The organism is Proteus sp. NMG38-2, from assembly GCF_020640995.1.
Taxonomy (GTDB): domain Bacteria; phylum Pseudomonadota; class Gammaproteobacteria; order Enterobacterales; family Enterobacteriaceae; genus Proteus.
Genome location: NZ_CP085481.1, coordinates 178,274 through 193,394, shown reverse-complemented (window position 1 = coordinate 193,394; position 15,121 = coordinate 178,274). Strand labels below are relative to the sequence as shown.

The 15,121-nt window shown below is 40.0% G+C and carries 11 protein-coding genes; 2 read left to right on the top strand and 9 right to left on the bottom strand.

Going from position 1 to position 15,121, the window contains the following annotated elements; genetic code table 11:
- Window positions 1-17: 17 nt before the first annotated feature.
- The 7 genes from rffG to trxA all read right to left on the bottom strand — a co-directional run bounded on the left by rffG (window position 18) and on the right by trxA (window position 8,322).
- Window positions 18-1,085 (bottom strand): dTDP-glucose 4,6-dehydratase, encoded by a 1,068-nt coding sequence (gene rffG / locus LG402_RS00985; RefSeq protein WP_109410139.1) that lies wholly within the window; start codon window positions 1,083-1,085, stop codon window positions 18-20.
- Window positions 1,082-2,344 carry a UDP-N-acetyl-D-mannosamine dehydrogenase gene (wecC, locus tag LG402_RS00980; protein WP_166540247.1) on the bottom strand — a complete coding sequence of 421 codons (1,263 nt, stop codon included), beginning with the start codon at window positions 2,342-2,344 and terminating at the stop codon, window positions 1,082-1,084. The genes rffG and wecC overlap by 4 nt, the downstream gene beginning before the upstream one ends.
- Window positions 2,341-3,471 (bottom strand): non-hydrolyzing UDP-N-acetylglucosamine 2-epimerase, encoded by a 1,131-nt coding sequence (gene wecB, locus LG402_RS00975; RefSeq protein WP_069369918.1) that lies wholly within the window; start codon window positions 3,469-3,471, stop codon window positions 2,341-2,343. Before wecB ends, wecC begins: the two co-directional genes overlap by 4 nt.
- Before the next feature lie 127 nt (window positions 3,472-3,598).
- Window positions 3,599-4,657, bottom strand: coding sequence for an ECA polysaccharide chain length modulation protein (gene wzzE, locus LG402_RS00970; protein WP_166540365.1), 1,059 nt, complete (start codon window positions 4,655-4,657; stop codon window positions 3,599-3,601).
- A 24-nt stretch (window positions 4,658-4,681) separates the two neighbouring features.
- On the bottom strand, window positions 4,682-5,770 hold the full coding sequence (wecA, locus tag LG402_RS00965; RefSeq protein ID WP_109410128.1) for a UDP-N-acetylglucosamine--undecaprenyl-phosphate N-acetylglucosaminephosphotransferase: 1,089 nt from the start codon (window positions 5,768-5,770) through the stop codon (window positions 4,682-4,684).
- 402 nt (window positions 5,771-6,172) lie between these two features.
- Window positions 6,173-7,432, bottom strand: a complete 1,260-nt coding sequence (gene rho / locus LG402_RS00960; RefSeq protein ID WP_036939597.1) for a transcription termination factor Rho — start codon at window positions 7,430-7,432, stop codon at window positions 6,173-6,175.
- Between the two features lie 563 nt (window positions 7,433-7,995).
- Window positions 7,996-8,322, bottom strand: coding sequence for a thioredoxin TrxA (trxA, locus tag LG402_RS00955; RefSeq protein ID WP_006535838.1), 327 nt, complete (start codon window positions 8,320-8,322; stop codon window positions 7,996-7,998).
- A gap of 119 nt (window positions 8,323-8,441) precedes the next feature.
- Here trxA and rhlB point away from each other — a divergent pair, with 119 nt between their 5' ends.
- Together rhlB and gppA are read left to right on the top strand one after the other, a co-directional pair.
- The gene (gene rhlB, locus LG402_RS00950; RefSeq protein WP_166540246.1) at window positions 8,442-9,743 is read left to right on the top strand and encodes an ATP-dependent RNA helicase RhlB; all 1,302 of its coding nucleotides are present in this window, start codon (window positions 8,442-8,444) and stop codon (window positions 9,741-9,743) included.
- 3 nt (window positions 9,744-9,746) lie between these two features.
- Window positions 9,747-11,255 carry a guanosine-5'-triphosphate,3'-diphosphate diphosphatase gene (gene gppA, locus LG402_RS00945; protein WP_227336287.1) on the top strand — a complete coding sequence of 503 codons (1,509 nt, stop codon included), beginning with the start codon at window positions 9,747-9,749 and terminating at the stop codon, window positions 11,253-11,255.
- 77 nt (window positions 11,256-11,332) lie between these two features.
- On the opposite strand, the gene rep is transcribed toward gppA, so the two are convergent.
- Window positions 11,333-13,357: a DNA helicase Rep gene (gene rep, locus LG402_RS00940; RefSeq protein ID WP_166540244.1), complete on the bottom strand. Its 2,025-nt coding sequence runs from the start codon at window positions 13,355-13,357 to the stop codon at window positions 11,333-11,335.
- Window positions 13,358-13,558: 201 nt separating this feature from the next.
- Window positions 13,559-15,034, bottom strand: coding sequence for a ketol-acid reductoisomerase (ilvC, locus tag LG402_RS00935; protein ID WP_166540243.1), 1,476 nt, complete (start codon window positions 15,032-15,034; stop codon window positions 13,559-13,561).
- Between the last annotated feature and the right edge of the window lie 87 nt (window positions 15,035-15,121).

The following is a 15,121-nucleotide window of genomic DNA, read 5'->3' as shown; positions in this document are numbered from 1 at the left end:
TTTATCCTTTTACTTAATCAGTTTCCAAGCCCTAAACGTTCACCTGCGTAAGAGCCATCAAGTACACGTTTCCACCATGTTTCGTTATTTAAGTACCACAAAACAGTTTTACGAATACCTGATTCAAATGTCTCTTCGGGCTTCCAACCTAATTCAGCTTCAATTTTCGCAGCATCAATGGCATAACGCAGATCATGACCAGGTCTATCTTTTACATATGTAATTAAATCAGCGTATTGAGCAACACCTTCTGGTTTTGCTGGATATAACTCTTCTAATAGCGCACAAATTGTTTTAACAACATCAATATTACGGCGTTCATTATGACCACCAATATTGTAGGTTTTACCCGGTGTTGCTGTTGTTGCGACTAAATAGAGAGCTCGAGCATGATCTTCAACATAGAGCCAATCACGAATTTGCTCACCTTTTCCATAGACAGGTAATGGCTTTCCTGAAATCGCATTTAAAATAATTAAAGGGATTAATTTTTCAGGGAAATGATAAGGGCCATAGTTATTTGAACAGTTTGTGATCACCGTAGGTAAGCCATAAGTCCGTAACCATGCACGTACTAAATGGTCACTTGATGCTTTAGAAGCAGAATAAGGGCTACTTGGGGCATAAGGTGTGGTTTCAGTAAAGAAATCATCTGTACCTTCTAGATCGCCATATACTTCATCTGTTGAGATATGGTGAAAACGAAATGCCGCTTTCTTATCTTCAGAGAGTACTTGCCAATAATGACGAGCCGCTTCCAGTAATGTGTAAGTACCGACAATATTGGTTTCAATAAATGCCGCAGGACCATCAATAGAACGGTCAACATGACTTTCTGCTGCTAAATGCATCACAACATCTGGTTGATATTGAGCAAATAAGCGGTCAAGCTCTGCTCTATCACAGATATCAACTTGCTCAAACGCATAGCGTTCACTGTTAGCCACTGTCGCTAATGACTCTAAATTACCGGCATAAGTCAGCTTATCCACCACAACAACACTGTCATTGGTGTTTTCAATAATATGTCGAACAACAGCAGAGCCGATAAAACCGGCTCCACCCGTAACTAGAATGCGTTTCAACGCCATACTCCTTTCGTATCTACAATCCATTTTTGAGTGACTTTACTACCTGGGATCGCTTTAAATTGCTGATGATCAACGAGCATCAAGACAATATCAGCATCTTTTAATGCTTGCTCAGTTGACACTAACTCCGTGATCCCTTTCAGTTTTGTTGGTAACTCATGAATATTAGGTTCAACAGCCCATGTTGTACCGCTGTGCCAATCTGCCACTTGTTTGGTGATGTTCATAGCTGGGCTTTCACGTAAATCATCAATGTTAGGTTTAAAGGCTAAACCAAAGCAGGCTATTTTAATTTCATTAGCACGTTTACCCGTTTCAGTCAGGCAATCAGCAACCGCAGCTTTCACTTGATCAATAACCCACACTGGTTTGCCATCATTGACTAAACGCGCAGTGTGAATTAAACGAGATTGCTTTGGATTTTGTGACACGATAAACCAAGGGTCAACTGCGATACAGTGTCCACCAACACCTGGACCTGGTTGTAAAATATTGACGCGTGGATGGCGGTTCGCCAAGCTAATTAGCTCCCACACATTGATATCTTGGTCAGCGCAAATCAGCGATAATTCGTTAGCAAATGCAATATTAACATCACGGAAGCTATTTTCCGTTAGCTTACACATTTCTGCGGTACGTGCATTGGTGATAACACATTCACCTTCAAGGAAAATTTTGTATAGCTCACTCGCACGCTCGGAGGATTTACGGTTCATCCCACCAACAACTCGGTCATTACGAATAAGCTCAATCATAACCTGGCCTGGTAATACACGCTCAGGACAATAAGCAATATCAATATCTGCTTCTTCACCGTCTTGATGAGGGAACGTTAAATCTGGGCGAGCTTCGGCTAACCACAGTGCCATTTGTTCAGTAGAACCAACAGGTGACGTCGATTCAAGGATAATAAGGTCACCTTTTTTCAGTACAGGTGCAATAGAGCGAGCCGCTGATTCAACATAGGCTAAATCAGGCTCATGTTCACCTTTAAACGGTGTTGGTACCGCAATAAGGAAAGCATCTGCTGGCTGTGGCGTGGTATAGGCTTTTAAATGCCCCTCTTCAACGGCTTGTTTAACAACTTTATCGAGATCAGGTTCAACAATGTGAATTTGACCTTTATTAATTGTATCAACTGCATGCTGATTAACATCAACACCAATGACGCTTTTTTTACGAGAGGCAAAAGCTGCCGCTGTAGGTAAACCAATGTAGCCGAGGCCGATAACAGAAATAGTTTCAAAACTCATAATGTCACCTGATTTTTTTTCAATGCTTCAAGAATACGTTGGCAGGCATGTCCATCACCATAAGGATTTGTCGCCTTACTCATTTGGTGATACGCGTTTTCGTCTGTCAATAAAGAGGTTACTTCGCTAACAATACGTTTGGTGTCGGTTCCCACCAAGCGAACAGAACCCGCTTCAACTGCTTCTGGGCGCTCTGTTGTGTCTCGCATGACCAGAACGGGCTTACCTAATGAAGGCGCTTCTTCTTGGATCCCACCAGAATCGGTCAAAATAAGGTAAGCATGGTTCATTAGATAAACAAATGGGAGATAATCTTGTGGCTGTATTAGTTTAATGTTGTCAATACCGTGAAGAATGCGTTGAACAGGCTCACTCACATTTGGGTTTAAGTGAACAGGATAGACAACTTCAACATCAGGGTGCGCTAAGGCAATTTCAGCTAATGCTTGGCAAATACGTTCGAAACCACCACCAAAGCTTTCGCGACGATGCCCCGTCACAAGGATCATTTTTTTATCTGGCTGAATAAAAGGATAGTTTACAGCGAGTTCATTCAAGAGTGTTTGATTGCCCATCACTCTATCACTCACCCAAAACAGTGCATCAATAACAGTATTTCCGGTAACAAAAATATTTTTATCGGCAACCGCTTCTCGTACCAGATTTAATTTTGCTGTCTCTGTTGGCGCGAAATGATACATGGCAAGATGCCCTGCAATGGTACGGTTGGCTTCTTCTGGCCATGGTGAATAAAGATTACCTGTACGCAATCCTGCTTCCACATGACCAACCGGAATTCGTTGATAAAAAGCGGCTAAACTTGCTGCCATGGTTGTCGTTGTATCACCATGCACCAAAACAACATCAGGTTGGAATGATGCTAATACCGGTTTTAACCCTTCTAAAATACGACAGGTAATATCCGTTAAATCTTGTCCTGGTTTCATAATATTGAGATCATAATCTGGTTTGATCTCAAAAAGATTTAATACCTGATCAAGCATTTCTCGATGTTGGGCCGTAACACATACCTTCGCTTCAAACGAATCATCATTTGCTAAAGCGTGCACTAAAGGTGCCATTTTTATCGCTTCAGGGCGTGTGCCAAAAACAGTCAACACTTTCACAGTGGCTCTCTTTTTTTCGTTGTTATATCGCTTATTTTTGGGAAAGCAATATGCCCTTATACTCAATACATCAGGTGCCGAAACACCTGATGTCTCGTTATTGTCATCAGACAAAATTTAATAATTATTATTTTTTTAATGAGCTACGTCTTACTAATGCAACACCTGCACCTGCCAATACACCAATTGCACCCCAAAGCACCATCATAAAGGCACGACGAGGACTATCACGTTTTACAGGATCTTCAGGAGTACGTAAGAAACGGTAAGTTTGGAAGTTATCTTGCAATTTTGCCCCCACAGCGAGGGTCGCTAACATTGCTGTATTTTGATCATAATCACTATCAAAATCAGCACCTGTTGCTACTAAAGTTTCTAGTTGCGATTGCAATAGAGGAACGCCTAGCAGAAATAATTTAGAGTCAGGTAACTCATCAATCGCAATAGAGGTCTGTTTTTGAGAAATACCTTGTTTCTCAGCAACTTTTATTGATTGCTCTAATAAGTTAATTTGACGTTGGTAAGCCGCTTGAGCTGCCATTTCTTGGCGTTTAACTAACGCTTTCATTGACTGTGTTCTTGTTGCCCATGCGGTTATCACTTCATCATTAAGATGAGTAGATGCTCTTTTATTAGCGAAAGCGATATACTCATTTAATAATTGGCTCGCCTCTTTTGATGATTCTGCAATGAGTCTTAATTGATCATTAACCAACTTTTTCTCATCAGAAGGCGTAAATTGAATATTGTTAATTAACTCATCCAATAACGCAGCATTAGCTTGCTCATCATTTTCTTTGCGTTGCTTGAAATAATCCGTTTGTAGCCAAAACTCGCGACGAGTATCAAAAGCAGCAATTTGAGTAACAAACTCTTGATAAGCTTCATCAGGAATACTTAAAGCTGGGGTTTGTGCTGATGGATTAATTTGTGTATCAAGATTACGTAAAAACTGAGATTGCGAATAATAACTGCCTAAGTTATTTATCGTTGGTTTCTCTGTCATTGCGATTGCACTCCATTTAGGTTGCATCAAATAAGATGCCCCAAGTGCAATCACGGCAAAAAGCAGAGCGAACCCTATAATCCAGCTTTTTCCTGACCAAAGCGCACAACAAAGACCTCTGATATCGAGTTCATTATCTGGCTGATTACCCTGTCGGGAGGCGTTATTTTCCGAGTTCATCACGTTAAAAGACCTCTGCTTATATTAATGCTGTTGTGTTGCTCTACGTAAGCGGCGCTTATGTCGTTTAATAAAACGAGCGACTCGCCACGCGCGTTTAATGCAATAACCATACATAACAAATGCAAGCAAGAATAATGCCAACATGAACCATTCAGGGACAAATGATAGGTTTTGACCAATAATACCAATCGCGGCTAAAAGTGCAGCAGCCACAGTTATTAAAATAAAGGCTTGGCGAGAGGTAAAACCCGCACGCATAATCAAATGATGAATATGTTGACGGTCTGGTGAGAAAGGGCTCATCCCTTTACGTAAACGGCGGTACATAATTGCCACCATATCCATAAGAGGAATAGCAATTATCCATAATGCAGTGACTGCTTTTACAGGACGAGGCTGAGTCTGTGTTGATGCAACTAATAGCCAAATAATTGTAAACCCAATCAGGGTACTACCAGCATCCCCCATAAAGACTTTGAATTTTTTACCGCAAACCCCTAGGTTTAAAAGGATATAAGGCAAAATTGCGGCAATAAATGAGAAACACCAGAATGCGAGCGCAGAATTACCACTTTGATATAACAAAATACCTAACGCGCCAAAAGAAACACAAGAAAGACCACCTAATAACCCATCAATACCATCAACCATATTGAAAGCATTAATTGCTGCCCAAACGGCAAAAAGTGTCACAATGTAACCAAAAGGTCCTAAATGCATTTCCCAAGGACCAAAAGCATGACCAAGTGTGTCCAGCTTTAATCCTGCCCCCACCATCATCACGATCCCAACAAATGCTTGGATAGTTGCTCTTATTTTGACGCTAATATCGAAGCGATCATCTAACGCACCGATAAAAACAAGAAGTCCCGCACATGCCAGATACAATTCCTTATGAGGAATGTAGATATCTGAAATATAAAATGCGAAAACAATACCAAAATAGACTGAAATCCCGCCCACAAGAGGGATCAATCCATGATGTTTTTTACGATAATTCGGTTTATCCACGAGTCCTATTTTTTTTGCAATTTTACGAGCCAAGAATAAAAATGCGAAAGAAAATAAGAACACATAAAAAACGCTTGTGCTCATTTTTAGTATATCCACAGTACTGTTCTCTATAATAAATATAGCTGGTTATTTTACCCTTCCATGTGTTTTTATTCTTTTTTCCAGCTCCACCACGACGAGTTTATTCAAAACTCACCACCCTTCATCAATTATAAGTTTTCCTTAACTATTTTTATTGATGCCATCGCTATTTTTATCAATTACTAAAACATGCAATATATATACCAACTTCTCGCTAAGATATTGCACTCAAAATTTAATTACACCCATAAAAAATAAAAACAAAAAACGCCACAATAGTGTGGCGTTTTTATCATATCGTCATTCTAACAAAGTAAACGAGCTTAACAGCATATAAATTGAGGGGATATTACTTATTCTGTAACAGACCACACTCTTTTAATATTTTAATTAGCCCAGCAGCTTTGTTAATAAATCTTATGAGCGTTTCATAAAGTCAAAGAACTCTTCATTTGTCTTCGTCATCGCTAATTTATTAATGAGGAATTCCATCGCGTCAATTTCACCCATAGGATGAATAATCTTACGCAGGATCCACATTTTTTGTAACTCATCTTGAGTCGTCAGCAATTCTTCTTTACGTGTACCAGAACGATTATAATCGATCGCTGGGAAAACACGTTTTTCAGCAATTTTACGAGACAGGTGTAATTCCATGTTACCTGTACCCTTAAATTCTTCGTAGATAACTTCATCCATTTTAGAACCAGTATCAACGAGCGCTGTTGCAATGATAGTTAAGCTACCACCTTCTTCAACATTACGTGCTGCACCGAAGAAGCGTTTAGGACGATGTAATGCGTTTGCATCCACACCACCAGTTAACACTTTACCTGACGAAGGTACAACAGTGTTATAAGCACGCGCTAAACGAGTAATAGAGTCTAGCAGGATGATAACGTCTTTTTTATGCTCAACTAAACGTTTTGCTTTTTCAATGACCATCTCTGCAACTTGTACGTGACGAGAAGCGGGTTCATCAAAAGTCGATGCGATAACTTCACCTTTAACCAAGCGCTGCATCTCGGTGACTTCTTCTGGACGTTCATCAATCAGAAGTACCATCAATACGCAATCAGGGTAGTTATGAGCAATATTTGCTGCGATATTTTGCAGCAACATGGTTTTACCCGCTTTTGGTGGAGCAACGATAAGACCACGTTGACCACGGCCGATTGGTGCCGCTAAGTCAAGAACACGCGCGGTTAAGTCTTCTGTTGAACCATTACCACGTTCCATGCGTAAACGATTATTAGCATGTAAAGGTGTTAAGTTTTCAAAGAGGATTTTACTGCGGGCATTTTCTGGTTTATCAAAGTTAACTTCATTAACTTTTAGGAGGGCAAAATAGCGTTCACCTTCTTTAGGAGGACGGATTTTCCCTGCGATAGTGTCACCAGTGCGAAGGTTAAAACGGCGAATTTGACTTGGAGAAACATAGATATCATCGGGACCAGCAAGGTAGGAACTGTCTGCGGAACGTAGGAAGCCGAAGCCATCCTGCAATATTTCCAGCACACCGTCGCCGAAAATATCTTCTCCACTTTTCGCGTGTTGCTTCAAGATAGAGAAAATAATGTCTTGCTTTCTCATTCGAGCTAGGTTTTCTAGCCCCATATTTTCGCCAAGTGCTATCAATTCTGATACCGGCGTATTTTTTAATTCGGTAAGATTCATAATGGTGGGTTCTTAATAACTCGGGGTAACTCTCGAACTATGAACGTGAATAGTATAACAGCGAATCGCTGTCAGTTTCGTCATGTGTAAAATTACAGATTATAACTTTCTAACATAAGGGTATAACTAAAATGATAATGTTAGAGAGTATTAATACTATTAGACCAGTCTGCTTTATACCCAGAGAAGTGACATTCATTGTCTCAATGCTATGAGTGTACTTTCAACTTATGGGTTAGGAACATACTTGGAAAAATTTATATTCCCTGAATACTATAGATTATTCTAAGGCAACTTGACTGGTTAGATGAATTCAGATTACTTATATTAAATATCATATTAGATTAAATATCATATCATGTTATTCAATTCTATTACTTTGCACGCTTGATATTCAATATCTCAGACTTATTTAATCATGTCTAATCATATTGACAAGAAGATCCGATATATTATGTAAGTGGCGCTAACTTATCATGCTTCGAAGCGGACGTCTAGCGGTCAATAACAGAAATACTGACAAGGTCTAAACGTCCTACTTTATTTTTGATATCTAAATCAAATTAGATATTTTCGTCTAAAAACTCTTTTAGTTGAGTTTTTGACAATGCGCCTACTTTAGTCGCTGCAACTGCACCGTTTTTGAATAAAATCAGTGTAGGAATACCGCGAATACCGTATTTTGGTGCTGTCAGCGGGTTTTGATCGATGTTTAGCTTCGCAACTGTTAATTTACCAGCGTATTCTGTTGCAACTTCATCTAGAATAGGAGCAATCATTTTACATGGGCCACACCATTCAGCCCAGAAATCAACGAGCACGGGGCCGGTTGCATTTAATACATCAGCATCGAATTTGCTGTCAGATAAGTGAAGGATTTTATCGCTCATTGTTCTACTCCAAAGAATAATATTGACCGTACCAGTGTAACATTAAATAACAAAAGTCTGTCTGCATTTCAGCGGATAAACTTTTGTAATGCAACCCATAACTGATATTCTATTACATTATGAGCAAAACATATTTGACAGAAAAGAAGTTTTCCGACTTCGCCTTGCATCCAAAAGTGATAGAAGCCCTTGAGAAAAAAGGGTTCTCTAATTGTACACAAATTCAGGCATTGACGTTACCTATCACTGTGAAAGGTCAAGACATTGCCGGGCAAGCCCAAACAGGAACAGGCAAAACGTTGGCGTTTTTAACCTCAACGTTTCATTATCTTTTAACACACCCTGCTAAAGAAGGGCATGAAACCAATCAACCTCGTGCACTTATTATGGCGCCAACACGCGAATTAGCCGTGCAGATCTATTCTGATGCTAAAGAGCTTGCGCAAAATACAGGGATAAAAATGGGTCTAGCCTACGGTGGCGATGGCTATGACGAACAACTCAAAGTATTAAGTAATGGTGTCGATATCGTTATTGGCACAACAGGTCGTTTAATTGACTACGTTAAGCAAGGTCATGTCAATCTTAGCGCAATCCAAGTTGTGGTACTTGATGAAGCGGACAGAATGTACGATCTTGGCTTTATTAAAGATATTCGTTGGATCTTCCGTCGTATGCCAGTTGCGGCTGAACGTATGAATATGTTGTTCTCTGCAACACTATCTTACCGTGTAAGGGAACTTGCCTTTGAACAAATGAATAATCCTGAATACGTTGAAGTAGAGCCTGAACAAAAAACAGGTTTTAGTATAAAAGAAGAACTTTTTTATCCTTCAAATGAAGAGAAAATGCGCCTTCTCCAAACGTTAATTGAAGAAGAATGGCCTGATCGCTGTATCATTTTTGCCAATACAAAACATCGTTGTGATGACATTTGGGCACACCTTGCCGCAGATGGACACCGCGTTGGTTTATTAACAGGTGATGTTCCTCAGAAAAAACGTCTACGTATTTTAGAAGATTTTACCCAAGGTAATATTGATATTCTGGTTGCCACCGATGTTGCAGCTAGAGGTCTTCATATTCCATCTGTAACGCATGTTTTTAACTATGATTTACCTGATGATTGTGAAGATTATGTTCACCGCATTGGTAGAACGGGACGTGCGGGTAATAGTGGCAATTCAATCAGTCTTGCATGTGAAGAATATGCTCTAAATTTACCTGCAATTGAGACCTATATTCAACATGCTATTCCTGTGAGTAAATATAATAGTGATGCGTTATTGACAGATCTTCCTGAGCCTAAACGTCGTCACCGTCCTCGCCAAGGTCAGCCCCGTCGCAATAATGCGCCGTCGCGAAACCGAGGAAATAATACTCAACGTAACAACCGAAATAAACGCCCGAGTCATCCATAAATTATGCTGAAATCTTCATCACTTTATGCTGCTATTGATTTAGGTTCTAACAGTTTTCATATGTTAGTCGTTCGAGAAATTGCGGGATCAATACAAGTACTTTCCCGCGTGAAACGTAAAGTTCGACTAGCAGCAGGCCTAAACAGTGAAAATGAATTGTCAGAACAGGCAATGGAACGTGGCTGGCAATGTTTACGACTGTTTTCTGAATATCTGCGTGATATTCCAGCAGAACAAATCAAAGTCGTCGCAACAGCCACATTACGTATTGCTAAAAATGCAGATATCTTTGTCGCTAAAGCCTCTGAAATTCTGGGTAATACGGTTCATGTCATTAGTGGTGAGGAGGAAGCACGCCTTATCTACCGTGGTGTTGCACATACCACAGGTGGTGCAGAACAGCGTTTAGTGGTGGATATTGGCGGTGGAAGCACTGAGTTAGTAACTGGTACAGGCGCTAAAACAACGCAATTGATGAGCCTAAGCATGGGCTGCGTGACTTGGTTAGAGCGCTATTTTACTGATCGCACTCTCACTCAAGAAAATTTTGCCAAAGCACAAGATGCGGCGAAAGCGATACTTGCCCCAATTGCAGAGAAATTACTTCAACAAGGTTGGCAAGTCTGCGTGGGTGCATCAGGTACTGTTCAAGCACTGCAAGAGATCATGATTGCGCAAGGAATGGATGAATTAATTACCTTGCCTAAGTTGGAACGACTTAAACATAAAGCTATTGAATGTGGAAAGTTGGAAGAATTGGAAATTGAAGGGCTCACTTTTGAGCGAGCCTTAGTATTTCCAAGTGGGCTTGCTATATTGATCGCCATATTCGAAACCTTGCACATTGAAAATATGATCCTTGCAGGAGGCGCATTAAGAGAGGGCCTAGTCTATGGCATGTTGCACTTACCTATTGAGCAAGATATTCGCCAACGCACCCTTCGCAATATCCAACGTCGCTTTCAAATTGATATTGAGCAAGCACACCGCGTACAACAACTGGCTGAACATTTTTTTATTCAAGTCAGTAAAAGTTGGCAGTTAGATAATCGCTGTCGTGAATTACTTAATAGTGCCAGCGCATTACATGAAATTGGCCTAAGTGTTGATTTTCGTCAAGCACCGTCACATGCAAGCTATCTACTTTCTCATCTTGATTTACCTGGATACACACCAGCACAACGACGTTTATTAGCATCGTTGCTAAAAAATCAAACAGGGATCATCGATCTTGCGCCCCTTAATCATCAAAACGCGCTACCGATAAGCCAAGCCAATCGACTAGTGCGTTTACTGCGCTTAGCCATTATTTTTGCTAGCCGTCGCCGCGATGATACACTTCCCGCATTACGATTACGCACAGAGGGTGAAACACTCATTATTACCCTGCCTTATCAGTGGCTTAATGAGCATCCATTACGTGCTGAAAACCTCCAAGAAGAGATCCAACTACAGAGTTATGTGCATTGGTCTTTAATGATTGAAGAACAAAATAGCTCTCGTATAAGTTAACTTTTTACTTATACAAAAATAAAAACCTCTTGAACATCAATATGCCAAGGGGTTAATTTTATCTACCAAGTCTTATGCTATTCAGGTTTATGCTTTGCTAGCATTGCTTTTAGTCCAGCAACACCTTTTTGCCCTTTCTCTTGTTTTTCCTCAGCACTTAATACTTTCTTTTTATTGGTATCCCAATTCAAATCATCTTGAGGTAATTCATAAAGAAAACGACTCGGATCTGGTTTGATTAATTCACCATATTGACGTCTTTCTTTACATAATGTAAACGTGAGTGTTTTTTGTGCGCGAGTTATGCCCACATAAGCAAGACGTCTTTCTTCTTCAACATTATCTTCATCAATACTGCTTTGATGTGGCAATATGCCTTCTTCCATTCCCACTAAAAAAACATGTGGAAATTCAAGACCTTTAGAGGCATGCAATGTCATTAATTGAACTTGATCTAGCTCTTCTTCTGTTTCACCGCGCTCCATCATATCGCGCAAGGTAAAACGGTTAACCACTTGAGAAAGCGTCATAGGTTCATGTAATTCATCACCTTCTAGCATTTCACTCATCCATGAAAATAGCTGATTAATATTTTTCATCCTCATTTCCGCAGCTTTTGCACTACTTGAGGTTTCATATAGCCAACTTTCATAATCCATTTCATGCAATAAATCACGCACGGCCAACAGTGGCTCTCGTTCTGATTTTTGCACTATACGCGACATCCATTGTGAGAATGCTTGTAATGAATTTAAACCTCGCCCAGTTAGCGTTTGGCTTAATCCTAAATCAAAACAGGCATTGTATAAGCTTTTATCTCGAATCTTTGCCCATTCACCTAATTTTTGGATTGTTATTGGCCCAATTTCACGGCGAGGTTTATTCACAATACGTAAAAATGCCGCATCATCATCAGGATTAGTAATAACTCGTAAATAAGCAAGAATATCTTTTATTTCCTCTCGTGAGAAAAAAGAGGTTTCCCCCGAAATACGATAAGGAATGCGATTTTGCATCAGATATTTTTCAAAAATACGAGACTGATGGTTACCACGATAAAGTATCGCGTAATCTTTATAATTAGTTTTATTAATAAAGTGATGAGCAATTAACTCACCCGCGACACGTTCAGCTTCATGCTCTTCATTATTGGCGGTTAAAACTCGCAGTTCATCACCATAACCTAATTCTGAAAATAAGCGTTTTTCAAAAACATGAGGGTTATTTTCAATCAATATATTCGCTGATTTTAAAATACGCCCTGAAGATCGGTAATTTTGCTCAAGTTTGATCACATTAAGTTGTGGAAAGTCTTTTTGTAACAACACTAAATTTTGAGGACGAGCACCACGCCAAGAATAAATGGATTGGTCATCATCACCTACAACAGTAAAACGAGCCCTTTCACCCACCAACCATTTTACCAATTCATATTGGCTTGTATTTGTATCTTGATATTCATCCACCAGCAAATAGCGGATACGTCTTTGCCAACGCTCTCTCACTTCTTCATTCGTGCGCAATAACAAGGTTGGTCGGCTAATTAAGTCATCAAAGTCGAGTACATTACAACTACGCAGATGTTGCTCGTAACGTCGAAAGCATTCGGCAAAAGTATGATCTTGTTGCGATCTCGCCATTCCTGTGGCTTGCTCTGGTGTGAGCATGTCATTTTTCCAGTTAGAGATTTGGCTCTTTAACTGGGAAAGTAAATCTTTATCTTCTTCTAATAAATCAGCCGTTAATTCTTTAAGTAATGCAGATTGGTCTTGGTCATCAAACAATGAAAATTTAGCTTTAATCCCTAACGCTTTATATTCGCGTTTAATAATTTCTAATCCCAATGTATGAAACGTTGAGATCATTAATCCTTTCGCTTCTTGGCGACCTAAGGTTTGAGCAACTCGCTCTTTCATTTCACGCGCAGCTTTATTGGTAAACGTCACCGCCGCAATTTGCTTTGCTGGGTATTGGCATTGACGAATAAGGTGGGCAATTTTATTAGTAATAACCCGTGTTTTACCCGACCCTGCTCCTGCCAAGACCAAGCAAGGGCCTGACACATATTCTACTGCTTTTTGTTGACCAGGATTTAATCGCATACTTTTTCCAAACTTCATTAACCAAGAACATAACGGGGGATAATTGTAGCAGAAAGCGCTCAAAGTCTTGAGTATTCCCTCTTCCAATTTTTCTCACACTATAAAAACAAAAAACCGTACTCCATTAAGAAATACGGTTTTCAATAGATTAAATTTTACTCTTATTTTTACGCTTTTTATCGCATAAGGCACAACAACAAATTACCCACCAACAGAGATACGTTTCATATCTGTCATATAACCACGTAATGTTTTACCAACAGTCTCAATTGGATGTTGGCGAATTGCTTCGTTGATATCACGTAATTGTGCGTTATCTGTTCCATTATCTTGAACTTTTTTCGCTAAATCACCAGATTGCAATGTTGTCATAAACTCTTTCAGCATAGGAACAACAGCGAATGAGAACAGGTAGTTACCATATTCTGCTGTATCAGAGATAACCACATTCATTTCATATAAGCGCTTACGAGCAATGGTATTGGCGATTAATGGCAACTCATGCAGTGATTCATAATATGCTGATTCAGCAAAGATACCCGCTTCAATCATCGTATCAAAGGCTAATTCAACGCCAGCTTTAACCATTGCAACCATTAATACACCGTGATCAAAGTACTCTTGCTCACTGATTTTCCCTTCATATTCAGGGTAATTTTCAAAGGCACTCGCCCCAGTCTCTTCACGCCATGTCAGCAAGTTTTTATCGTCATTAGCCCAGTCAGCCATCATTGTCTCAGAGAATTTCCCTGAAATGATGTCATCCATATGTTTAGCAAACAGTGGAGCCATGATCTCTTTTAATTGTTCTGATAATGCATAGGCGCGCATTTTTGCCGGATTAGATAATCTGTCCATCATCAAGGTGATACCACCTTGCTTCAAGGCTTCTGTAATGGTTTCCCAACCAAATTGAAGCAATTTACCTGCATAGCCCGGCTCAACACCATCTGCAACCATTTTGTCGTAACATAACAGTGAGCCAGCTTGTAACATACCGCACAGAATGGTTTGTTCACCCATTAAGTCTGATTTTACTTCAGCAACGAAAGAGGATTCTAAAACACCCGCTCGATGACCACCTGTTGCGGCAGCCCATGCTTTGGCTATAGCCATACCTTCGCCTTTTGCATCGTTCTCTGGGTGAACAGCAATCAATGTTGGAACACCAAAGCCACGCTTATATTCTTCACGAACTTCTGTACCCGGACATTTTGGTGCAACCATAACAACGGTAATGTCATCACGGATCTTTTCGCCGACTTCAACGATATTAAAACCATGAGAATAGCCTAATGCTGCACCTGATTTCATCAGCGGTTGAACCGCTTGAACAACCGCTGAGTGTTGTTTATCTGGCGTTAAGTTAACGACTAAATCTGCTTGTGGGATAAGTGCTTCATAGGTTCCAACCTCAAAACCGTTTTCGGTTGCACGACGCCATGAGGCACGTTTCTCATCAATCGCTTCTTGGCGTAAGGCATACGCGATATTCAAACCTGAATCACGCATATTTAAACCTTGGTTAAGGCCTTGAGCGCCACAACCAACAATAACGACTTTTTTGCCTTTCAGGTAATTTGCTTCATCAGCAAATTCTTCGCGTGACATAAAGCGACATTTACCTAATTGCGACAACTGCTGACGCAGATTCAATGTATTAAAATAATTTGTCATAGAAGACTCCAAAATCGTTGTGTATGTGTTTGCTATTATTATCCTCACTCTCCGTGAGGTGTTGCATGACTTTACTATATGGGATGA